Genomic DNA, 23,516 nt, shown 5'->3' with positions numbered 1-23,516 from the left:
CTGTCCTCCTGTTAATCCATCTTATCCATCTGATTCATGCTTTGGCGCATTTCCTGCGTATAGACAAATAAAGGTATAAACCACAAAGTATAAAAAAGATACAAAAAGAAACAAAGGGTAATAAACGGATACAAAAAGCAAAATAAAATTGACAAAAAGAAAATCATCTGCTATGATAAGGACATAATTTCAGGAATGAAAGGAACATTTTTTTGAAGGATAATTTTTATACAATATATCAGGTAGCAGATCAATTGGGAATGAGCCATAAAACCATCAGGAGTTTTATATCAGATGGCAGACTAAAGGCTTCCAAGGTAGGCAAACAATGGCGAATAACAGAAGCAGAGCTTCAGTCTTTCGTTCATCAAGGTGAAAGTACGGAAGATGAACCGAAAGAATCGCTTAACAATATCTCTTTTGAATTACCCTCTGAGGGAACGGAGAATCACATAAAGGTGTCAGCAGTGCTTGACATCATACAACAGGATAAAGAGCAGTTCATGCGATTATCCAATACCCTCCTGGCTAATATGAATGGAGGAGGCTTTAAGCTGAGAGGCTGTACGCTGAATGTTAAATACTACGAACAGGATAGAAGCGTAAAGATATTTCTCTGGGGCAGTATTAGCTTTATTCAAGACATGCTGGAAACTATAAAGATGTTGAACGAAACTGTTTAAAAGGAGCAGAATAATGGAGATAACAACAATTAGAAGAAATTCTTTACTGATAGCTTTCGTACAGGAAAAGGAGATCGTTATTAAAGATATCCAGAGTGCATTGGATCTCCTTGCTACTGTGTGGTATGAAACCGGCAGCAATTATCTGATTATAACCAAGGAATCCATAACAGAAGATTTTTTTGTCTTAAGTACCCGGCTAGCAGGCGAAATACTTCAGAAATTCATTAATTATAATATTAAGGTGGCAATAACAGGAGATTACTCCGGCTATACCAGTAAACCGTTGAAGGATTTTATTTATGAATGCAATAATGGTAAGGATATTTTCTTCTTATCCACAATAGAGGAGGCTATTGATAAATTTACGCAAGCTTTTAATCCGGTCAGATTAAATGCGGGAAAATTTCATGGATTAGGAGACGATACAATAGGCTTTAAGGCTCTTAATACAGCTGATGCAGCAGCTATCCATGAATATGCTTCTGATCCAGAGGTTTCACGATATATTGGCTGGAGGTTAATGAAAAGTCAGGATGAGACATATCAACATGTGGAAACAATGATAAAGAGAGAAACAGAATTAATCCAATTGTATGCTTCTGTTTATTTAAGAGAAACAGGTGAGATCATTGGAACTGTAATGCTCTTTCATATGGAGCTGGAAGCAGCGAATGCCGAAATAGGATATGTATTCCGAAAAGATGCATGGGGGAAAGGTTATGGAAGCAGAAGCATTGCCTTAATCAGTGATTTTGTATTCAATACTCTGAAATTTCATAGGCTGTATGCCAATGTCGCAGCTGAGAATGTAGGTTCCGGTAAGATACTGTTAAAGAATGGTTTTCTACTGGAGGGCAGGCTTAAGGATCACTATCTGGTAGAGGAAAGATATTGTGACAGGCTAATATACGGAAAACTAGCGACGATATAACTCCCATTTAACAACGATATATTATCTTTTAAACGGTATATTATCTTTTAAACAGTATATTATCTTTTAAACGGTATATTATCTTTTAAACAGTATATTATCTTTTAAACGGTATATTATCTTTTAAAAGGTATATTATCTTTCAAAAAGTTATTATCTTCCAAAAGTTTATTATCTTTGCCCTCTGTAAAATTCATGGAATTTTTCAGGGGGTTATTGTATAATCAATAATAATAGTACTGCCGTATTTCACTTCCATGTATAGATTTCCTTTGATACGGCAGCTGATATTAAGAAATTTATACAAAACAGTATTACCAATTGTTTCGAACCGATTGAAAGGAAAAGAAAAAAGATGATAATATTAAGACCTCCCAGATAAGCCAGAGGCTTACCTGATATACGACCGCCTCCTACAGCATTCTTCTAAATCAGAAGGATTTCAAAGGAGGAAAAAATGAATAGAAAATATAAAAAGAATATAGTATTACTCTATGCCTTTACCTTTTTTGATGGGTTTATACTGGCTTATATGATTGAAAGGCTTTTCTGGGCGGAACGAGGAATGTCCATCACTATGGTAGTTGCTACAGAGATTATTTATGGAATATCTGTAGCAGTATTTGAGTTACCCTCAGGACTGCTTGCGGATAAGTTTGGCAGAAAGAAGCTGCTTGCTACGGCAGGGTTTCTGTCAGTAATAGAAATGATATTAATATATAATGCCCAGGATTATTGGTGGTTTGCCGCTGCAGTATTTTTAGGGGGAATCAGTACAGCTATGGAGAGCGGGAGTCTTCAGGCTATCATGTATGATTCTCTTGCAGCAGAGGGTGCGAAGGATAATTATGAGGCTGTTTATGGCAGATTCAGAGCAATAGATACGGCGGGCTCTGTTATAGCTGCTTTTCTTGGGGCTTTTACAGCATATAATGCAGGCATGGAACTGAATTATCAGATATCAATTGGCAGTAAGTTTGCAGCTTTTATTCTGCTGTTATTTTTGACAGAAGTACCAACAGGAGTAAGTAAAGAGAGAAAGGAAGGACGAACTCTCAGGGATTACTATAAGGAAGTAAGAGCTTTTTTCAAGAAAAACCGTTTGCTGTCTCTTTATTGCATGAATGGCTTGGTCCTTGGGGCCTGCTGGAATTATGTGGATGAGTTCTGGCAGCTGCTAATGCAGGAAGTAGATGTGCCGGTTCTTTATTTTGGAGCGATAATGGTTCTATACAGTATTTTTACAATACCCGGTAATCTTATGGTGCAGCGTATAAAAGGAAAGATAAATTATACTTTATTTTTTGGTCTGATACCTTTCTTATATGGAGGAGGCTTTCTTCTGATCGGCTATTTGAGAAATTATCTGGTTTTGCTTCCTTTCATCTTTTTAGGGATTTGGCATGGTTTTGTTGAACCGCTGTTAAGCGGATGTATTCAGCATCATACCAAGAGCAGTGTTAGGGCTACGATGGAGTCAGTTTTTTCACTAATGTTAAGAATCGTTGCTATATTTGTGGGGTTGTTGTTTAGTATGTATGCAGATCGCAGCATTTTTAAGGGATATCAGGTATTAGGCGCAATTGCATTGGGGTTTGGTGTGCTGAATAGTATCTTGATGGTAATGCAGAAGCAGAAGAAGAGTGCTTAAAGTGAAAGCGAGCAGCATCGTGTTTTCTTGACGGGAAAAAGGTTCCATGCTATACTTTTAGATACCCCCTATAGGTATCAGAGAAGACAAGGAATGTCAATTTATAATAGATTTGATATTCAGAAATGAGGTTGTTATGAAACAATGCATGGATTCAGATAATCTGCATCGACGTTTAAATAAGATAATGGGTCAGATAAAAGCAATTGATAAAATGGTAGAGGAAGATATTCCCTGTGAAGATGTCCTGATTCAGATCAATGCTGCCAAAAGTGCGCTGCACAAGGTAGGGCAGATTGTATTAGAGGGTCATTTAAATCACTGTGTGAAAGAAGGGATAGAACATGGAGATGCGGATAAGACCATAGCCAATTTCTCAAAGGCAGTGGAGCATTTCTCCAGAATGTCTTAATAGTATTGCCGTATCTGCAAGGGAAGCATCTGCTTCTACTGCAAATACGGCAATTTCATTATATGGTAATAGCTTTTCCAATACAATACAACTATCTATTAGTAGCAACTTTTAACAGTCGAAAATTGATTTAACTATCAACACCAAAATTTCATATGAAAACAGGCAGCTTGCAGAAGCCAGAAAGAACGAATGCGCCTATGAAAAGGCATTAGAAGTACTTTTCTCTGAAAATTTTGTGCTATATTATACAACAGACTGTTTGAGCGAAGCGAGTTGTCTGTTGTATAATATGCCAAGCACATAAATATTCAGAGAATTAGTACTTCTTATGCCTTGGAATCGAAGCATGAGTTCTTTCTGGCTTCTGCAAGCTGCCGTCCCTTTGTGTAAGTCTAATCTTTAACACTCTTGTCTCCTTATAAATGTCGAAATATGTAACATACATTCACCTCTTTTCATAAATTAATATGAAAGGAGGTGAATGCTGTGAGTGTTGACAGCTCTAAAAAAATAAAAGAAGTTGATTATAGTGAGTACACCGAACCAACAGCGTTAATGATAGAAGCATCCAGCCTTTTATACCGTATTCCTGTGTTTTTAAGCCATCCCAGCAGACTGAATTCTGTACAGCAGCTGTTTGTAGATAATATTATCCTGCAAATCAAAGAAGCTTTGTTATTCCCAAGAACACTGCCTATAACAGAGCAGTATCCGGAGACACCGCTTACTAATATCAGGCGTATGATATTATCCAGTTATGGAATGGTAGCCTTGAATTTAAGACAACGTAATGTGGATTTTGTAATAAATAACTTAAATCAACCCCTTGTAGGGTCTACCTGGGAGGGCAGTCCCTTTGCGCAGATAGAACCCGCAATGGCTTATCAATATGGATTACCCCTGTTGCTCATTCGTGAAACAGGAGTAGAGCAAAATGGAATCTGGTCATTTGGTATCGGACCATTTTTAATTCTTGAATGGGATTCAACTGCATCAGATCCTATAGCAAGTTTCTTCTCCCAGAATGATTGGAAATCAATATTCCAGAACTGGGTTGGACAGGTAAGAAACGGTTTTTATCTGCAAACGCAACCGCCTTTTCAATATGCCTGCCTTAAGGACTCAATTTAAAAAGCATAAATAACACGCAACTATATCATTGCCGGGTTGGTATTATTTCACAACCCGGCAATAAACATTTCAAGGCTCATAATTAATGATTGACAGGGTATACCCCTATAGGTATAATGCTTATATACTTATACCCCCTAAGGGTATATAAAAGAAAGGAGCAATTCCGTGATAAACATTCTAAAAGATGGGGAGAAACGAACTGTCTTATTTCTAATGATATCCCTGCCAGCCCTGATTATCAGCTTTTTTAATATTGGTGGTTTTGCCTTTGATGCTGCCTGGATTGCAGTTCTGTTATGCGGCATACCTATTGTAAAAGAAGCGGTAACCGGTTTCGTAACAGAATTTGATATCAAAGCCGATGTACTGGTATCAATTGCATTGGTTGCATCTGTTATAATAGGGGAAACCTTTGCAGCAGGTGAAGTAGCATTTATTATGACCATTGGTGCTTATCTGGAAGAACGTACAGTTGCAAAAGCAAGAGCCGGAATAGAAGGATTAATTAAGATGACACCTTCAACTGCGAGACGCCTAAAGGATGGAAAAGAATCCGTTGTACCTGCAGCTGAGGTATTAGCCGGTGATATATTAAGGGTTCTGCCAGGGGAAACCATAGCAGTCGATGGTATTATCCTGAAAGGACAGACCTCCATCGACCAGTCTGTAATGACTGGAGAATCCCTGCCCGTAGATAAGAAAGAAGGGGACAAGGTATCCTCTGGTACTGTCAATCAGTTTGGTTCCTTCGACATGAAGGCCGAGAAGGTTGGCGAAGACAGCTCTTTTCAGCGGCTGGTGCGGCTAGTGGAATCTGCAGATGCCGGGAAGGCTAAAATTGTAGGAGTGGCTGACCGTTTCGCGACCTGGATTGTTGTAATTGCTTTATTATCAGCAGCTATAACCTGGTTTGTAACTGGGGAGATTATTCGGTCTGTAACTGTACTGGTTGTATTCTGCCCCTGTGCCCTGGTACTTGCTACCCCCACGGCAATTATGGCAGCCATCGGAAATGCTTCAAAATACGGAATTTTAGTCAGAGAAGGGGATGCACTGGAACGACTCTCAAAGGTTAAATGCGTAGCTTTTGACAAGACCGGTACCATAACCTATGGTAAACCCGCAGTAAGTGCAGTTGTGCCAATTGAGGATATATCGGCTAAAGAGTTATTGGAAATGGCAGCCGCGTTGGAGCAGCGTTCAGAACACCCCTTAGGCAAAGCGATTGTTAAACATTACAATCATCTTTCAGAAACTGCTCCCCCGGAAGCAGAAGGCTTTCGAATGAATACCGGAATGGGAGTCACGGCTGTATGGCAAGGGAAACGTGTTTACGCTGGTAATGAGAACCTGTTAAAGGAATATGCCATTGTAATGCCGGAGAGTTTAAAGAAAGAAAGCGAAGCTGCAAGAGAGAATGGCGGAACCGTTATATACCTGGCCATAGAAGGGAAAGCGGTCGGACTAATAGTTCTATCCGATACCCTGAGACCACAGATAGCAGATATTGTTGGTGAGATACATAAAACAGGGATAACAACCTTACTATTAACCGGAGATGAAAAAAACGCAGGAGTTCATATGGGAACCAGGGCGGGGATTTTAAAAATACATACCAATTGTCTTCCGGAAGATAAATTATCCGTTATAAAGGAGTATGAAAAGAATGGAGAGCCTGTCTGTATGATCGGTGATGGAATCAATGATGCCCCGGCGTTAAAGACCGCCCATGTAGGAATTGCTATGGGAGGGATTGGAAGCGATGTTGCGATTGAAGCAGCAGATATGGCATTTATCAGTGATGATATAAAGGAGTTGCCCCATCTTCTAAAACTTTCAAAGCAGATGATGAAAACAATCAAAGTTAACCTGGTTGCATCCATGGCACTTAATTTCCTGGCAATTGCCCTTGCAATTACAGGAATATTGAATCCCGTGTTAGGTGCCTTAGTACATAATGTCGGTTCTGTTGCAGTAATTACCAGCTCCTCGCTGCTACTCAAATGGAGGAGCTGATACAAACAAACGACTAGCTGTATCTGACAAGCTGATACAATGTTCAGTTTAAACAAACAACCTGTATTTGACAAGCAGTTAAGGGCTTCATTTGGGGATAGGTTCCTATACTTCAATGAGTATAGGGAGGCTGCTGACCTTTTTTCAGAAACAGGTAAATAATGCTATCAGAAAATAATTGAAATTCTCCGTAGAAGGTTGATTTTATATAGGAGGTTGTAGTACTATATTCTGATAAAAGGAATTATTCACGTTTGTGTGATGTATTAGTTGGAGGAACAAATGAAAAACATTGTTGTTATCGGTGTTGCAGGAGGTTCAGCTTCCGGAAAGACCACCGTGGTTAACCGTTTGCAGAATATCTGCGACAATAGAGTGGTACTTCTCAGCCACGATTATTATTATAAACCATTTTCTGAGCTGTCACCGGTGGAAAGAACTAAGATTAACTATGATCATCCGGATGCTTTTGACACAGATCTTTTAATAGAGGATATTAAGAAACTTAAAAGAGGTGAGGGGATTGACAGACCGGTTTACTCCTATATTGAGAATACCCGTTTAAAGGAAACCGAGAGAGTTAATCCGGCAAAAGTTATTATACTGGATGGTTTCATGATATTTGAAAATGAGAAATTAAGAGAATTGATGGACATAAAAGTATTTGTGGATACCGATGCGGATGAAAGATTGATCCGTAGAATCAAGCGGGATGTAAATGAGAGAGGAAGAGACCTTAATTCCGTAATAACACAGTATACAGAAACAGTGAAGCCCATGCATGAACTTTTCGTAGAACCTTATAAGAAGTATGCGGATATTATCATCCCCAGAGGCGGCCTTAATGACATAGCAATTGATATGCTGGTGCATCGTATAGAAGCAATAGCAATGGAGGATTAATTAAAATCCCGTAAATATATTATCAGATTTATAAGCTGTGTCCTCTGACGACAAAGGGGTGAGCTTATAAATCCGATGGGTTAGTATAAATCATAAAAAAATAAAGCTTATTATTTCTGATTTCTTTGCGTAAATAATGGTACGTTCTTGCATAAATCTTGTTTAATCAATGCTTGCTATTTTCGCTGAGGCAAGGTGAAGGAATGAAGTTTAGCGGCTCCTAATCCTTTCTTACCTTCTTATTGCTGTATGGTTACATCTTCTAATCCATATTTCTTAAGATGCTCTTTTAAATTAGCTTCCATAATCTTTTGTAATTCACTATTATCGCTATAGTTGTTAATAATCTTATCGGCTAACCCTGGTATCTCCTTATTGGATTCGGGGGTTGTGCAGAAATCTCTGATGGATGTGTTAAAGTAACTTCCATCTGCAGCTTCCTTATAATTTTCCTGATAATAATTGCCATCAGTGTTCTTACGGTAAGTGATTGCAACCGGAATGATACTACTGCCGTTGACAGATAGATTTAAACCATAAAGATTATAATAGGAATAGTATATGGTTGCAAAAACCTTTATTCTGGTACCTTCGGAATAATAATCCCAAATATATGGAGCAAGGATAAGAAACCCTAACTCCTTGTTTTTGCGTATTTCTGTTTCTGATTCATATACAAGCTTTAGAATGGGATCTTCTCCCTCGTAGGTATAATTTGGAAGTGTGGATGCAGGCATAATCGTAAGTGTACGGAACCATTCCGTTGGTGTAAGACTGGCAGCAGCGGAATTTGATCTGTCTCCGAGTATTTCGTTGCATAACAGCATCATTAGCTCACCTTTTAAGCTATCGCCTTCACCTTTTTGGAAGCAGATCAGCATATAGGAGAGAGCTACATCGCCACATTTTAATATATTATCATATTCCAAGGAATATTTATCGATAAGCTTTTGTACCACTAAGGCAGTGTTACTGTAGGGAAGAGGTGCAGCAAGCATAGTTTCCAGATTATCCTCTACCACTTGTGCGGCTTCTAAATTTGGCTGCAGCAGATAAGAAAGAATCATGTAGTCCTTTAGGGGGAGTGGAATCTGTCTGCCTGATTTTCCAATTTGAATATAAGCAGTGCCTTCCTTTGCAAAAAAGTAATAATCCGTAGAAGAATCCTCTAAGGTTGCAGTTATACGATAATAATGCTCCGGGAGTTCTAGGTCGGTACCTTGACTGTAATAGGAACTAGCATATAGCTGTAAGATTAAACGGTTTATATAATCTATGGTATCATCAGAATTTAATATTGTAATATCTGCTGGTGGAGCACCTTCTGAACTGTTGACAGCTGTTATTTGATAGGTGGTTTTGCCTGTGTTATCCATATTATTTGAAGCCAGCTTGTTCTCAGCAGCCTGACTTCGATTATTATCTATAATATCAGAACTGCTATCAGATAAAGGTTCAGCAGTTGTAGCAGTAACCTCAGTGGCATTCTGATTATATTCTGATTGCTCGGTGGTTTTCTTAGTGAGCTTTGTTTTGGTATCATTTTTTGGATTCGTTAGCAAAGTAACAGCAATCAGTAATATGATTGTAACGGAAACAGAAGTAATCCAAAGTACAGGACGCTTATAAGATAATATATTCTTTACTCTTGTTTTCAAACCGGTCTCACCAAAAGCTAAAGGAGTAAGATAAGTCTTAATGGATTTTTTTCTGTTACTCATCTGAAAAAGAGAGGTTGAGTAAGCTGCTTTGATTTCCTCACCCATTATTTTTATCACTGCTTCATCGCAGCTCATTTCCATATCCCGTTCCATAAACCGAAAGGATATCCAGACCAATGGATTAAACCAATGGATGCACAGGGCAATATGCCATAGCAGTTTAATAACATGATCGAACCTCTTAATATGGGTTTGTTCATGAAGGATAATATATTCCTTTTCCGTTTCAGAAAGGTTAGCTGGTAAGTAGATCTTAGGTGAAATGATGCCAAATACGAAAGGCGAAGATAAAGCGTTGGTAGTGTAGATATTATCCTTTAAACGGCAGGCAGTGCGCAAGGTTAATTTTAAACGCAGTGCAGACCAGCTTCCTGTTAGCAGCATGAAAGCAATTACAATACACCAGAGAAGCTCCGTAAGAAACATCAAAAACTGCATGGGATTTATACTTGCATATGGTGTAGCCGCTGGCAGGCTTTTGTTCACGGAAGCAGTAACAGGTGGAATATAAAGATTAACCTCTGGGGTTTTCTGATAACCAATATTGTAAGGAACGGGTTCCATGATGGAAGCGGTATTGTTCTCTTTTACGAAAAGGCTGAAGATACTAACGGAGCTTTCGAGGGTTACCGGACATAAAAGCCGGAACAAAACGATAAACCATAGAGCATAAGAGAACACCTTCGGCAGCTTTTTGAAGAAAACACGGATTAAGAGGACCGAAAAGATTACAACAGAAGAAGTAATGGACATATTAAGGATAATGTGAAACAGAGATTCATTAAAAATTGACATTCAGTTCTTACCTCCTCTGGTTATTTCATCTTATAACGGTCTATGAGTTCCTTGATTTCGTTCGCCTCTTTCTCTGAGAGACTTCCAGTCCCAAGAAAAGCTGAGATAAAGCGGGGTAAGGAGCCGCCAAAGTTTTTTTCCATTACTTCACGGCTTTCATATTGCTCAACTTCTTCCCGTTTAACCAGGGATGACACAATGGAGCTTTCGTTTTTAAGGATATTGCGGTTACATAATTTTTTTAATACAGTATAGGTAGTTGTACGTTTCCAGCCTAATAGCTTTTCTGTTAGCTTAGCCAGTTCCCCCGATTGAATGGGTTCATGATCCCAGACAATACAGGCGAAACGGTATTCAGCATCATATAGCTTCAAGTCTTTTTCCAATTTATTCTCCTCACTTTATGAATGATTTGTCTATTGCGATAGACTGATTATATATGTAGTCTATCACAATAGACAGCATAGGTCAAGGTAATTTGGTAAAATAACGTATTTTTGGAAAAGCACTATTTGGGGACAGAGTAGTTGAGACTAAGTAGTGGAGACAAAGTAGAAGAGACCAGGTAGTGGAGAAATTAGACTGTAGATAAATCTTATAAAAAATAGCCGGTTACACAAAAAATGACCCAGAAAGCATTAAGATGCTATGGGTCATTTTTCCGGATGAAATAAAATTACCTTGATTAAAATAAAGCGATTAAAATATTTCGGGGTTTTGCATAAACATATAAAAGTTATTTGTATTATAAAGTATTGTGGGCAATACAAAATAATCTTTAACCACAAAAGCGTTTAAATAAAATATTTAATAAATGAATCAGGTATTTGTTTCTTCCCAGTATTTCTTACAGCTGTTACTGTTCATTACAAAACGAAGGAATCTCATAGCTGATGTTTGCAGGTCTGCCAGGGTAACTCGACCTTCTTTATAACCTTTTATTACCTGGTCTATAACCGGAGGACCTCCGGGCATAATAATATCGTTTCCTGCGGCAATAGCATCCGCACCATCCACTACAATGTCCATATCCCCCCAGTCAGTTACGACAATACCCTCGTAACCCCATTCTTCTCTTAAGATACCTTCACAGAGCTCTTTATTTCCGGCCGCAAAAATTCCGTTGATTTTATTAAAGGAAGTCATAATAGTGGAAACCTTGCTGTTTTTAATTACCATTTCAAAAGGTTTTAAATAAAGTTCTCTGGCTGCGCGTTCCTCTACGATGGAATCAAGTGCATCAAAGGAATTCTTCGTACTGCCTCTCCGGTAAGTTTCCTGTTCATTTAAGGCAAAGTGTTTCGGACAGGTGGTTACGCCTGCTTCTTCAGCGCCCAAAGTAATGTGGAGTCCACAAAAGCCGGTATGTCTTGGATCTTCGGAGTAATATTCAAAGTTACGGCCACCAATGGGGTTTCTATGCAGATTGATTCCTGGTGCAAGCCAGCTGTCAACCTGTAATTCCAAAGCTTCACTGGCACAGGCAGCTCCAAATTCCTGTAACAGTTCGTTGTTAAAGGTGCAGGCCATGGATATACCTGTGGGCCAGGCAGTCATTTGAACGCCTGCAGGGCCATCCTTATAAAAGACAGAGGGAATTCCGTATTTCGCAAGAGCCGGAGAAATATAACCTGGAAAACCGGTTGGATGAGTGGATACTCCAATGTCACTGCCATCTTCATATTGAATGGTTGAGGAGTATTTACCGCCCATACCACCAAAGGGCAGCCCGGGTCCATAGCCATTTAGCAGCACTGCCAGTTCCTCAACAGATAGAAGTTTTACGAAAGCTTCCATTGAAAGGAGACCGTCGCGGACATCTTTTAAGGTAGGAAGCTTTTGCCCATTCTCTAGGAAAGAAGAGTCTTTAGCAGTAGTGGAATTTTCAGGGGCGGATATATTCGTATCAAATATCGTTTGATTAAGTGTAAGCAGGCAAGGAGCTTTTTCTTTTTCCTCAGCCTCACCTTCATAGGTATAAGGGGCCGCCTCTTTATTGCTTAAGAAGGTAAGCTTCTCCTTATTAACAGGAGAAATTCCCAGTCTATTGGCAACATGCTCCGTTACGATTGTTTCTGTTACCTGTATCCTGCCAATAATATGTGTGTTGCGGGAGGAATTACCCAGCCGAAGAAAGTAGGAGCCTTTCTCAATTATATATGCAGCAGAAGCTTCATCATAATTTGCCAGTTCTTTTAAGGAGAAACTTAAGGCAAACTCCTTTGCTTCTTTCGGCTTAAGTTTGTCGGTTTTAATATATGTCAGTAATTCCTGATAAGGTTTCTCAAGGAGAAGGGAGGGAGCACTTACGTAGAGCTGAAGGACCTCTTTACCGGAATAACTGTCACTTTGGTTGGTTACTTTTACATTTACCAGGAAACTATTACCCTCACGGCTTACATAAGTATTCTCTATAAGAAACGCTGCATAGGATAATCCATGTCCGAAAGGATACATAACAGGGACGTTAAAAGTATCAAAATAGCGATAACCCACATAAATTCCTTCTTTGTAAAAAGCAACCGGACTCTTTTCAAAGCCTGTACTGTGATTATCACCTGCCGACAGTCCAAAATCCTCGTAGGTCAGAATCGTAGCTGCTCTATCCTTATCAGTGAAGAAAAGCTCTGCGGAAGGATATTCTTCATAGGAATAGGCCATAGTCGAGGGGAGCTTTCCGCTTGGAGTCACTTTTCCGGTTACAACCTCTGCCAGTGCAGCAGCTCCCTGTTCTCCGGCAGTACCAAGAAAGAGGAGGGAGTTAATAGAAGAGCAGGACTGAATCTGGCTTAAATCAATAAAACCGTTTACGTTTAAGACCAGCACTACCTGTTGAAAATGAGATGCTACTTTATGCAGCAACTCTTTTTCTGATGCAGTGAGATAATAATCTTCATCAATTCTGCGGTCACATTCTTCTCCGCCGGAACCTCTGCCGAGAATCAAAACGGCAGTGTGAAAGGAGGGGATTGCGGCAATCAGTTCCGGTGGAACGGAGTATTCCTCAGCAGGAGCCTTATATTTTCCGAATATCTCATATATCATACCGCTGTTTAAGAGTTCGGTGAACTTTGCGCGTTCTTCTTCGGGCGCAGGGGCTTTCTCTTTTTCGGCTTTCAGGGAACTGCGGTAGAATGCTTCCAGACGGGAGTCGACTTTAAGACCTGCTTTTATGAATTCGTCGAGTATCAGTGTGGTATCTTCTGAGGAAGAGGCACCTGAGCCGCTTCCGCCAATCAGGGTATCCAGCTGTGCACGTCCGAATACTGCAACGGGAGTGCCGGGTTTAAGAGGAAGCAGAGAATTATCATTTTTTAAAAGTACAATTCCTTCGGCGGCCAGCTTTTTTGCAAGAAGCAGCCTGGATTCCTTTGTATCATAGATTTTCATTGAATTTCCTTTCTATATAAGCTGAATTTTGTGTTAGTCCTTCCAACTGCAAATTTGGGATTATCCTTTGGTGACTTTTACAGCTGAAAGGACAGAAAAACCTGTTCAACTTGTATAAGGTACTTCGGATTTAAGGAAGCCTTACAAAAATATTAATTTCGGAAAACTCCTTTTCCAGTGCGTTCTTATCTATTTTAATTCCGCCTTTACGGTAAGGATTGGGTATTTCCTCTCCGGCAATAAGGGTTTCATCTGCATACACCGTTAAGCGTTGGTAAGAACTGGTATCGGAGGATTTTTCTGTATTTATATGGTAATGGAATGTTATCTCCTTGCCAAAGCAATCAAGCTTAAGCTTTAAACCATTAAGTGCTGCTGGCAGTACCGGGTCAAGGACCAGGGCATCCGGAAGGAAGCGAATACCTATTATATTGGATACCAGCTGGTTCAAATATATTCCTGGACCGCTGGAATATAATCTCCAGCCTGCCTTTACAGGGATATCACCGGACTTTAATTTGTCGAAGTTTTCGGCAAAATCATATCTATCCATAAACATACCATCTGAGCTGCTGAAATACATATTGCTCTGCCTTAAGCAGGCGGAAGGAACAGCTTGTTTTATGAGAACAGGATTTATGGTAAATAAGCTGTCCCAGGCAGTGGTTCCGTCGCCAAGTTTTGCGCAAGCCTCCAGGTAACGAATATGAGCATGGGTATATAAAAGGCTTATTTCTCTTCCTACATTGGCAGCTTGTTCCGCTCTCTTAAAGAGCTTGCTGACACCGCCTTTGTAGCTGGCGGGACGATTCATTAAATGTACACCGTCAGGGAATTTCAGTTCTCTGCCTATAAGCTCCATATTATGCTGAGCCTGATCAGGGGCAACCAGTTCCGCTATGATACTGCGAGTCATGGGAAGCAGACGGTATTGAATGCCTGTTTCTTTATCAACAGGATGGAGCATGTATTTGATCTCTCCGTTATCATAACGTACAAATCCAGGAATAATTTCATCTTTAATCAAAAGGGTATTGAAATCTTTTTCAATCCTGTCTGCATTTTCTGTAAGTTCATCAGCAAATTTCCTGTCTGCAGCAACCAGTGCCCTGCCAAGGCGTCTAAGCGTCTGGTAGGCGAGTGCAACTGTCCAGGAACTTACCAGATGCTCGCGCATATCAGGATCCACCGGTTGAAGGGTATCATCCCAGTCTCCGCCTGCATAAGTGATAAGGCCGGTATCAGCTATAAAACGTTCCTTAATAGCGTCAAATGCTTTCTTTATGTGTAAGAGCAGAGAGTCCTTCGAAGTCTTTTCGTCTGTATAAGGAATGGCTTCCTGTAGCAGATCATAATTACCGGAAGCCTCCAGGTAGTCACCTATACACTTGAGTGGCCAGAATACAACATCGCCATGGCACTCACCGGCATCGATATTATAGCGGTCGAACATAAACCACTGAGGCCATTCACCGGTAGAAGCATATTGGTGAGAGAAGATGTTTAAAAGTACCTTGCCGGCAAGCTCATAGTTCTGTGTCATAAGGAAGTATTCCATGGGGCCCTGGCAGACATCCCTGGTTCCCCAGGCTGCACCGCCCGGCTGCTCTAAACCATGCGGAGAAGCAAAATGAATCATGGCATTATGGGTATACCACCAGGCGGTCTGATTCAGTATCTCCACACGTGCAGCAATCTCTTTGTTATCAGTGGTTAATTGAAAACTTCTGTTTAGTGTACTGTAATAATCTATGGTAGCTGCCTTCTCCTCTTCAAAAGACAGACTTGGTATTTCTTCTGTGAAGTTACCGTCTGTTATACCTTTTATGATGCAATTAAAGTTTGAAGTATCTTTTAAGCTTACGGTCAGGAAGCTCTCATCTCTGGTAAGCCCGTCATGAAAGAAAATACCATCGTTACTGATTTCCCAATCGGCACCTTGAAAGAGCATGTCAAAGTGAAGTTCAGGGTATTCCTTTGAAATATCCTTAAAACGTATACCATTTTTAAGTTTGTCAAAGGTTACCTCTCTGGAGTGCTCATTTTCACCCAATACCAATTGGTTTGTCAGGATAAAATCATAGGCTTTCTTCTGAATACTTAAAACCTCAAGAACCACATTAGGGCTATGGGCAGCTGTATAGGACGTTATTCTTAACATATCATCCGGGAGAACATAATACCATCTCGCATAATTCATACCCATTTCAAAGAGAGCAGGCAAAGTTAGTAATCGATAAGTACCGGACAGCTTGATATACAAATGCTGGCCGCAGTTTTTCTGAATATTCAAAAGGCCTCTTGAGGTAGAGAGGAGCTTATGAAAGGATGTGTTTCCAAGAATTGTCTGTCCATTGAACAAACCATACATATAGGCTGTACTGGCCATGTTGTTGTGGTTTATTTCAGTTTCTCTGCTAATAGTGTTAGTTTCCTTCAGTACATCTGGGCAGGTCATATATATTGTTCCGTGAGGACGCTCTGTACGAAGCTCTTTCGCCTTGGTTACAATATGACTGTGATCCTTTGTGAAGAAGGAAAGAAGCGTATCTTCTTCATATTCCTCTAATACGCGTTCAGGAAAAATAGAAGCTATTTCCTCTTTTGTAAGAGAAGGAGAGGAATAGGGAGTGCCAAAAGCAGGTTTGATGGTCACAACAGGGCAGGGTTTTACTGCCTCTGCCGTAAGGCTGTCATATGCATTTGCTATTTCTTCTTCGAACTCGACAGCTACAATAGCTTCTGGATGATCCTCTTTTGCAAGGCCGTAAAAAGCAGTCTTAACAGGAGAAGTTAAGTCGAATTTCTCTGTCTGAAGAGAAGTATAGGAAAATTCGAACTGGTAATTAACATCGGGGAGATCTTCTGTTAACGCCTCGGGTATATCAGTGTCTTTGTAAGAAGTCTTAAAGAACTGCATACCATCTGTAGCGTAATGCAGGATTGGAACACCAGCTGATCCCTGTCGCAAATAGGGGTATTTGCCGCCTTGATCCTGATTCTGTCTGGAGCATATGGTATAGCCTTTTTCTGTGTGAAAAATACTGTGACCAAGATACTGTGCGGCATAGAGTTCATTGGTCAGAACACCGCCTACAGAAGATACGCCAATGTCCTGGCCATATAATAAGTCTACAAGCTCTCCGTTACCTTTCAGATTAACTTCCCAGAACCAAACTCCCTCAAGACCATGGAAAGTCACTTCGTAATGGATTCCCTCCACTGTGCCTGTATGGATAAGGGAATTTTCTCCCTTTTTCAGAATAGAACTTGAGCGGATTCCTAAAAGAGGATATGCGCTGACAGTATTATCTTTATAGACTCTCAAATATATGTTGTTTGGTGAGCCATCTTTCGCATTTCCACGAAACTCATTTAACATAGTGCCTTGATGGGTGAAATCAAAAATATCACCGGTAGGCAGAAAACGATAGGTTGTTTTACCCTTTTGAAACACATATAGGTTTTCAAATAACTTCATAGAGTCAGGTCCTTTCTACTTAAGCAATTACTGCATTTATTATGATCAATTTTCAGCAAAATTAGCTGTTGTCACTGAAAATGAAAACGTTACCATAAATAATGGATTGTTGAAAATATTATATCGTTGACATGTATAATTGTCAATGAAAAGTCAACAATTCTATAATTTTATTTATACAAATTTTTAGACATTATAATGAAGTAACACCAAAAGTGTAAACAATATCTTATAAAAACTAAAATATTTTATAAAAATAATAATGCAAAATATATTGACAAAGAGCAAATGTAATATTATAATTTTCACATAAATTACAATTTGACTTGTTAATGGAAACGATTCCATGAAAGAAAGCTACAAAGCCTGGAGTAATTTTCGTTGATTAATTGGTTACAATAGTAAGTATATCTAAAAAAAGAATTGAAGGGTGGATTTTATATGGGAAAATTAACAATCCATTTTAAGAACTTCTTTCGCGAATTAAGGCGTAAGCGTATTTTGTTCTTAATGATTTTACCGGTTATTGTGTACTTTATTATTTTTGCCTACATACCTATGCCGGGTGCGTACATCGCATTTGTTGACTACAGTATAGGTAAGGGGATCTTCGGCAGTGATTTTGTCGGACTTAAGAATTTTGAATTTCTGGCAAAGACAGGTGATTTGTGGCGAATCACAAAAAACACTTTAGTGTATAACCTTGCGTTTCTGGCTTTTTGCAACCTGTTCCAAGTTGCCTTTGCTATTATGATATCTGAACTTGGAAGCAAATGGTTTAAAAAGATATCACAGTCTGTTATTCTGTTGCCGTATTTTATATCCATGGTTATTGTAGGTTTTTTTGCATATAACTTATTTAATTATGATCATGGTTTTATAAACACATTCTTGATGAATATAGGACTAGAGAAACATGATTTTTATTCAGACCAGGGAATCTGGAAATACATCATTGTATTTTTTAAGGTTTGGAATCAAACAGGATACGGTATGATAATATACCTTGCGACGATTACCGGTATCAGTGCAGATATTTATGAAGCTGCCGCCCTTGATGGTGCATCCCCTATGCAGAAGATTCGATATATCACCATACCATTATTAAAGGCTACGGTTATATTACTCTTCCTATTCGGTTTAGGTGGAATTTTAAAGGGTTCCTTTGATTTGTTCTATAACCTGATTGGTAATAATTCAGTATTATTCCCACAAACAGATATTATTGATACATTTGTATTCCGAAGCCTGGTAGGTCAGTTTAATTTCTCCCAGGGTGCAGCAGTTGGTTTCTACCAGTCAATTTTCGGATTGATACTCGTACTGTTGGTAAATGCTGTCGTTAAGAAAATAGAGCCAGACAGCGCGTTGTTTTAGGAGGTGTCAAATGAGTGATTCGAAAAAGATAACCAATAGAAAACCAATGGGTAGAGATGAAAAAGTAATGAAAGTAGTCTTTTATATATTGGTCACAGTTTTTTCCTTAGTATGCCTGTTTCCTTTTCTTTTGTTAATATCCTCCTCTTTTATGAGTGAAAAAGAAATCCTGACTGAAGGCTACAAATTAATACCAAAGCATATCAGTTTCAGCGCCTATGAATTTTTAGGTGGTAATATAACAAACCTTCTGAATGCTTATAAGACGACAATTACCCTTGCAGTAGTTGGAACATCACTTGGATTATTTCTAATGTCTATGGCAGGTTATGTATTATGCCGAAATGATTTTAAATACCGTAATCAGATTTCGTTCTTTATTTACTTTACAACACTATTCAGCGGAGGTTTGATCCCAAGTTATATATTGATGGTAAATGGACTTGGATTAAAGGATAATATCTGGTCTATGATATTACCTGGACTTATGGGACCATGGTCGATTTTTCTTATGAGAAACTTTATGAAGTCAATTCCGGATTCCCTCTATGAATCAGCAGCCATTGACGGTGCCGGAGATTTCAGGATTTACTGGAAGATATTTATGCCCCTATCAAAACCTTCCCTGGCAACTATCGGATTATTTTTAACACTTGGTTACTGGAATGAATGGTACAATGCTATGCTTTATATACAGTCTACCAATAAGTATCCTTTGCAGTACTTCTTACAAAAGATAGTTAGCCAGGCTAATGTTCAGCTCCTTGTTCAGCAGGGATTAAGTATTAACACAGCAGATCTGCCGTCGGAATCTATAAAGATGGCAACAGCAGTAGCAGCAATAGGGCCAATAATTTTGGTATATCCATTTGTACAAAAATACTTTGTAAGTGGTCTAACCATAGGTGCTGTTAAAGGGTAATTCATTAAGAAAGATATATTTTTGATAATATGCTGCTTTAGTAGCTTATTATATATTTAAAAAATATTAGGAGGAAATAACATGAAGAAAATTATTGCAATGTTATTAGTGGTAGTTTTGTCAATTGGAATGCTTGCAGGTTGCGGTAAGAACAGCAATAGCAATAACAGCAATTCCGGCACTACAGAAAACAATGGGGCACAAACAACAGATAACGGAACCGTGGATACCTCAAAGGAAGTGAATCTGGTTCTTTACTTATGGGGCGGCGAAGGTGTTGCTAATAAGGATATACTTGCTAAGTTAAATGAAAAGTTAAAAGCAAGCATCAATACCACCATTGAAGTTAAGTATATCGATTGGGGCGATATCGCAACGAAATATCCCTTACTGTGGTCATCAGGAGAGCAGTTTGATATGGCTTATGTATCTTCTACTGCAAATGTACCTTATTCAACACTTGTTAAGCAGGATGCGCTCTATGATATTACCGACCTGGTTTCTAAATACACACCTGCCTTAAATGAAGAATTGGAAGAAAAATGGAATAATGTGAAAGTTGACGGAAAAATCTATGCCGTTCCAAACAATTATTCAGAGTACACTGCATATGGTTTTGTAAGCCGTAAAGACTTAATGGACAAATATGGAGTTACTTCTATCAGCTCCATTGCAGACATGGAGAAATACATGGATGCTGCAGTAGCTGACGGCTGGACTCCTTTAAACGGAAGTTCAAACTTAGCAAATGATTTATACAGAATGTTTATCGCAACTACCGGAGGATGGCTTAATGCACCAGGAATTCCTACCTCAGAATTATACTTAGTAGCTGATAAAGCGGACACCAGTAAGATTATACACCCAGCATTTACAGATGAATTTGAAGCATTTGCAATTAAGATGAATGAGTGGGCTAAAAAAGGCTACTGGTCAAAGGATATTTTATCCGCATCACAGGATGACAAGGATAACTTCTATAACGGTTTATCTGCAGGCTACATCAGTCATCAGCCTGACTGGACTGGTAATTACGGAAATCAGTTAAAAAAATTACCAGGTGTTGATTCTGAATTTTACTGCTTCCCTGAAGAAAGTGGAAAGATTGTAAAAGCTACTGGTGTTGGTGCTGCTACAGCAATCAGCAAGAACTCCAAGTATCCTGAAAGAGCATTACTTGTAATAGAAAAATTAATGACAGACAAAGAATGCTATGATTTATTCCAGTATGGTATTGAAGGTAGCCAATATGTTTTAGAAGATGGTAAGATTACTCAACCAGAAGGCTTTGATGCTACTAAAAATGGTGGTGGATTTGCTGCATGGGCATTCCGTACAGATGCTTTAAATATTCCTCAGGCTGCTGAAGATCCCCGTCGTTATACATTAAATGATGAATGGTCAAAAGTTGCTATTGATGATCCATTTGTAGGATTTAGTTTTGACAGCACACCTATAACAACAGAGTTATCTATTATTTCCACTCTTGATTCTCAGCTTGGTATCCAGATTCTTTTAGGAAAGACATCACAAGATCCTAAAGAAGCAGTTGCTGAGTACAGGAAACAGTTAAAAGCAGCTGGAATTGATACAGTACTGGATGAAGTAAATAAGCAGTGGTCTGCTTACAATGCATCTAAGTAAGAGGTTTATGCTTCGTAAAAGTTAATAGCTGGAAAAAAGGCAGGGATGCTCTTCCTGCCGATTTTCTGTTATCTAATAAGAAGTTATTTATTCTTTTAATGACAAAGCTTTTAATGTTGTGTATAATTAATAATTATGTAAAAATTTGTGGGCATTAGGTTGATTTCGTTTAGAAATGATAAATAATAAAAAATGGGATGAGGATTATGGAAGTAACGATTAAAGAAATTGCCAAGCTTTCAGGGGTAGGAATAACAACAGTATCAAGGGTTATAAATAATTCAGGACCGGTAAGTCCAAAGACCAGGGAAAAAGTCATGGCAGTAGTTCGGGAATACAATTATATTCCCAATAACAGTGCAAGAAACTTAAAGTCCAATCAGTCAAAAAGTATTGCTCTTCTGGTAAAATCAATCACTAATCCTTTTTTTCAGAAAATGATCAATGTGATTGAACAGAAAGTTTCCTTACGTGGCTATCAGCTGATCATCCAAAATGTAACAAGACTCCAAAATGAGCTTGATATTGCAATTTCTGAAACAAAAGACAGAAATCTGCAGGGTGTAATAATAATGGGAGGTTCCTTCAGCTATACAGAAGCGAAGTTCAAAGCTCTAAAGATTCCTTGTGTTTTTCTGACGGTTTCTGCAGGAGAAGAAATTCCGCTTGAAAGCTATTCCAGTGTTCGTATCAATGATGAACTGGAAGCCTTTAAAGCAGTGGAATACCTTATTTCCTTAGGTCACAGAAGAATCGGATTTATCATGAATGCCCCCGGTGATGAGATGACACCAAACTCTTTGCGTTTTAAGGGTTATTTAAGGGCGTTGGAACAATATAATATTCCTTTTGACTCCTCTTTGGTGGCATCGGAATTTTCATCCCTTTCAGGTTATGATTTCGGATTTAAAATGATGAAACAGCTCTTGGCACAGAATAAAGATATGACAGCCGTTTTTGCATTTGCTGACATCGTTGCTATCGGTGCTTCAAAAGCAATACTAACCAGCGGGTTAAAGATACCGGAAAACATTTCCATTATTGGTTTTGATGGTATCGAGGAGGCCGAATTCTATCATCCTTCTATCGATACGGTATCACAGCCGGCGGAACAGATGGCATTATCCAGTGTTGAGGTGCTTTTTGATATGCTTCAGGGCGGAGAGACCAAGCATATGGTATTTGACTCTTCGTTATTAAAAAGGGGTTCCTGTATTGTAGTGCATAAATGATTTGGTGTAAGGTGGTAGTTTTTGGCAAGGGGACGGCAAAGTACTCAAAGCAGGAAAACCAATGCTTCGATTCCAAGGTATAAGAAGTCCTGATTCTCTGAATACTTTGCGCTGGGCATATGCTAAAACAGATAACTCGCTTCGCTCAAACAATCTGTTTTAGCATATAGCGCAAAATATTCAGAGAAAAGGACTTCTAATACCTTTCCATAGGTGCATTTGCTTTCCTGCTTTGAGTACTTTGCCTGACTCTTTAGGAACGCTAACGATTTTACATTTATATCAATAATAAGAGAAATCTGATAAGATTATAAAAGTAGGTGCGAGAATGCAGATAGTAACATTTAATATACGTTGTGATTATGGTCAGGACGGTGAAAATAATTTTGTGAACCGAAAAGATCTGATAGAGAAGAAAATAAAAGAGGAACAGCCGGACATACTCTGCTTTCAGGAGGTACTTCCTCATGTGGCTGATTGGTTGAAAAGCAATCTGACAGATTATTATGTAATTGGCTGCGGCAGAGACAGTAAACTTGAAAATGAACAGACCTGTATTGCCTATCGTAAGGAGCTGTTTAATATGGTGAAGATGGAGGTCTTTTGGTTATCGGATACACCGGATATTCCCGGCAGCCGTTACTTTAATCAAAGTGAGTGTCCACGAACCTGTACTGTATTATATTTACAAGAAATCAAAAGCGCAAAAGTATTCCGCGTATACAATACTCACTTGGATCATATCGGCAGTGATGCCAGAAGCCAGGGATTAAGCCTTATTATGGAGAGAATAACCAAAGCAGATTATCTTGGCGAGGTTCCTTTCATTCTGACCGGAGACTTTAATGCTCTTCCTGATTCAGAAGAGCTGGCTGTATTAAGGAATTATGATAATCTTTATGACTGTACGGAGAGTCTTGGCGGTACTTTTCATGATTATGGCAGAATAAAAGACGAAGAAAAGATAGATTATATTATTGCGGATAAAGCTTTTTGCTGCAAGGAATCCGTCAGATGGACGGACTGTGTGGATGGGGTATATTTATCGGATCATTATCCCGTAAGTGTAGTACTGTATTGATAAATTGTTTTCGACTTTTCAGTGAATAAGGCTGGAGGGATTGGCGATTTAACTTGAGGGATAAAATTACTTATAGAGAATTAAGATAACAGATGCATGTTTGAATAGGGTGCTCTTTTGCTTTTATAAGAGCACCC

16 protein-coding genes are annotated in these 23,516 nt (G+C 39.0%); 12 read left to right on the top strand and 4 right to left on the bottom strand.

The window, feature by feature from the left end:
* Window positions 1-212 precede the first annotated feature (212 nt).
* The 7 genes from R2R35_RS03625 (at window position 213) to udk (ending at window position 7,736) form a co-directional block, all read left to right on the top strand.
* Complete coding sequence (locus R2R35_RS03625) at window positions 213-683, top strand: helix-turn-helix domain-containing protein (protein WP_317733134.1); 471 nt, start codon at window positions 213-215, stop codon at window positions 681-683.
* 13 nt (window positions 684-696) lie between these two features.
* Window positions 697-1,617, top strand: coding sequence for a GNAT family N-acetyltransferase (locus R2R35_RS03620; RefSeq protein WP_317733133.1), 921 nt, complete (start codon window positions 697-699; stop codon window positions 1,615-1,617).
* A 457-nt stretch (window positions 1,618-2,074) separates the two neighbouring features.
* On the top strand, window positions 2,075-3,268 hold the full coding sequence (locus tag R2R35_RS03615; protein WP_317733132.1) for an MFS transporter: 1,194 nt from the start codon (window positions 2,075-2,077) through the stop codon (window positions 3,266-3,268).
* A gap of 136 nt (window positions 3,269-3,404) precedes the next feature.
* A complete protein-coding gene (locus tag R2R35_RS03610; protein ID WP_317733131.1) occupies window positions 3,405-3,680 on the top strand; it encodes a metal-sensing transcriptional repressor in 276 nt (91 codons plus the stop codon).
* A 489-nt stretch (window positions 3,681-4,169) separates the two neighbouring features.
* Window positions 4,170-4,814 carry a hypothetical protein gene (locus tag R2R35_RS03605; RefSeq protein WP_331670213.1) on the top strand — a complete coding sequence of 215 codons (645 nt, stop codon included), beginning with the start codon at window positions 4,170-4,172 and terminating at the stop codon, window positions 4,812-4,814.
* A 168-nt stretch (window positions 4,815-4,982) separates the two neighbouring features.
* A complete protein-coding gene (locus R2R35_RS03600) occupies window positions 4,983-6,833 on the top strand; it encodes a heavy metal translocating P-type ATPase (protein ID WP_317733130.1) in 1,851 nt (616 codons plus the stop codon).
* 282 nt (window positions 6,834-7,115) lie between these two features.
* Window positions 7,116-7,736, top strand: a complete 621-nt coding sequence (gene udk / locus R2R35_RS03595) for a uridine kinase (RefSeq protein ID WP_317733129.1) — start codon at window positions 7,116-7,118, stop codon at window positions 7,734-7,736.
* A gap of 239 nt (window positions 7,737-7,975) precedes the next feature.
* Here the strand turns inward: udk and R2R35_RS03590 are convergent, their stop codons facing one another.
* The 4 genes from R2R35_RS03590 to R2R35_RS03575 all read right to left on the bottom strand — a co-directional run bounded on the left by R2R35_RS03590 (window position 7,976) and on the right by R2R35_RS03575 (window position 17,123).
* Window positions 7,976-10,252 (bottom strand): M56 family metallopeptidase, encoded by a 2,277-nt coding sequence (locus R2R35_RS03590; RefSeq protein WP_317733128.1) that lies wholly within the window; start codon window positions 10,250-10,252, stop codon window positions 7,976-7,978.
* A gap of 20 nt (window positions 10,253-10,272) precedes the next feature.
* The gene (locus tag R2R35_RS03585; RefSeq protein WP_317733127.1) at window positions 10,273-10,638 is read right to left on the bottom strand and encodes a BlaI/MecI/CopY family transcriptional regulator; all 366 of its coding nucleotides are present in this window, start codon (window positions 10,636-10,638) and stop codon (window positions 10,273-10,275) included.
* Between the two features lie 433 nt (window positions 10,639-11,071).
* Window positions 11,072-13,642 (bottom strand): glycoside hydrolase family 3 protein, encoded by a 2,571-nt coding sequence (locus tag R2R35_RS03580; RefSeq protein ID WP_317733126.1) that lies wholly within the window; start codon window positions 13,640-13,642, stop codon window positions 11,072-11,074.
* Window positions 13,643-13,772: 130 nt separating this feature from the next.
* Entirely contained in the window at window positions 13,773-17,123 is a 3,351-nt protein-coding gene (locus R2R35_RS03575; protein ID WP_317733125.1) for a GH36-type glycosyl hydrolase domain-containing protein, read from the bottom strand.
* A 441-nt stretch (window positions 17,124-17,564) separates the two neighbouring features.
* Between R2R35_RS03575 and R2R35_RS03570 the strand changes: the two genes are divergently transcribed.
* From R2R35_RS03570 to R2R35_RS03550, 5 genes are all read left to right on the top strand, one after another.
* Window positions 17,565-18,500 carry an ABC transporter permease gene (locus tag R2R35_RS03570; protein WP_317733124.1) on the top strand — a complete coding sequence of 312 codons (936 nt, stop codon included), beginning with the start codon at window positions 17,565-17,567 and terminating at the stop codon, window positions 18,498-18,500.
* 10 nt (window positions 18,501-18,510) lie between these two features.
* On the top strand, window positions 18,511-19,422 hold the full coding sequence (locus R2R35_RS03565) for a carbohydrate ABC transporter permease (RefSeq protein ID WP_317733122.1): 912 nt from the start codon (window positions 18,511-18,513) through the stop codon (window positions 19,420-19,422).
* A gap of 81 nt (window positions 19,423-19,503) precedes the next feature.
* Complete coding sequence (locus tag R2R35_RS03560) at window positions 19,504-21,066, top strand: DUF3502 domain-containing protein (RefSeq protein ID WP_317733121.1); 1,563 nt, start codon at window positions 19,504-19,506, stop codon at window positions 21,064-21,066.
* Between the two features lie 206 nt (window positions 21,067-21,272).
* On the top strand, window positions 21,273-22,298 hold the full coding sequence (locus tag R2R35_RS03555; protein ID WP_033165820.1) for a LacI family DNA-binding transcriptional regulator: 1,026 nt from the start codon (window positions 21,273-21,275) through the stop codon (window positions 22,296-22,298).
* A 328-nt stretch (window positions 22,299-22,626) separates the two neighbouring features.
* Window positions 22,627-23,379 (top strand): endonuclease/exonuclease/phosphatase family protein, encoded by a 753-nt coding sequence (locus R2R35_RS03550; protein ID WP_317733120.1) that lies wholly within the window; start codon window positions 22,627-22,629, stop codon window positions 23,377-23,379.
* Window positions 23,380-23,516 lie beyond the last annotated feature (137 nt).

This window comes from Anaerocolumna sp. AGMB13020 (assembly GCF_033100115.1).
Classification (GTDB): Bacteria; Bacillota; Clostridia; order Lachnospirales; family Lachnospiraceae; genus Anaerocolumna.
The sequence above is the reverse complement of the archived record's forward strand: the minus strand, read 5'-3'. Positions and strand labels throughout refer to the sequence as shown.

Excerpts from the sequence above, each read along its gene's own strand:
- R2R35_RS03620 (WP_317733133.1), top strand. The coding sequence starts at position 697 with ATGGAGATAACAACAATTAGAAGAAATTCTTTACTGATAGCTTTCGTA.
- R2R35_RS03615 (WP_317733132.1), top strand. The coding sequence starts at position 2,075 with ATGAATAGAAAATATAAAAAGAATATAGTATTACTCTATGCCTTTACC.
- R2R35_RS03610 (WP_317733131.1), top strand. The coding sequence starts at position 3,405 with ATGAAACAATGCATGGATTCAGATAATCTGCATCGACGTTTAAATAAG.
- udk (WP_317733129.1), top strand. The coding sequence starts at position 7,116 with ATGAAAAACATTGTTGTTATCGGTGTTGCAGGAGGTTCAGCTTCCGGA.
- R2R35_RS03590 (WP_317733128.1), bottom strand. The coding sequence starts at position 10,252 with ATGTCAATTTTTAATGAATCTCTGTTTCACATTATCCTTAATATGTCC.
- R2R35_RS03580 (WP_317733126.1), bottom strand. The coding sequence starts at position 13,642 with ATGAAAATCTATGATACAAAGGAATCCAGGCTGCTTCTTGCAAAAAAG.
- R2R35_RS03575 (WP_317733125.1), bottom strand. The coding sequence starts at position 17,123 with ATGAAGTTATTTGAAAACCTATATGTGTTTCAAAAGGGTAAAACAACC.
- R2R35_RS03570 (WP_317733124.1), top strand. The coding sequence starts at position 17,565 with ATGGGAAAATTAACAATCCATTTTAAGAACTTCTTTCGCGAATTAAGG.
- R2R35_RS03565 (WP_317733122.1), top strand. The coding sequence starts at position 18,511 with ATGAGTGATTCGAAAAAGATAACCAATAGAAAACCAATGGGTAGAGAT.
- R2R35_RS03560 (WP_317733121.1), top strand. The coding sequence starts at position 19,504 with ATGAAGAAAATTATTGCAATGTTATTAGTGGTAGTTTTGTCAATTGGA.
- R2R35_RS03555 (WP_033165820.1), top strand. The coding sequence starts at position 21,273 with ATGGAAGTAACGATTAAAGAAATTGCCAAGCTTTCAGGGGTAGGAATA.
- R2R35_RS03550 (WP_317733120.1), top strand. The coding sequence starts at position 22,627 with ATGCAGATAGTAACATTTAATATACGTTGTGATTATGGTCAGGACGGT.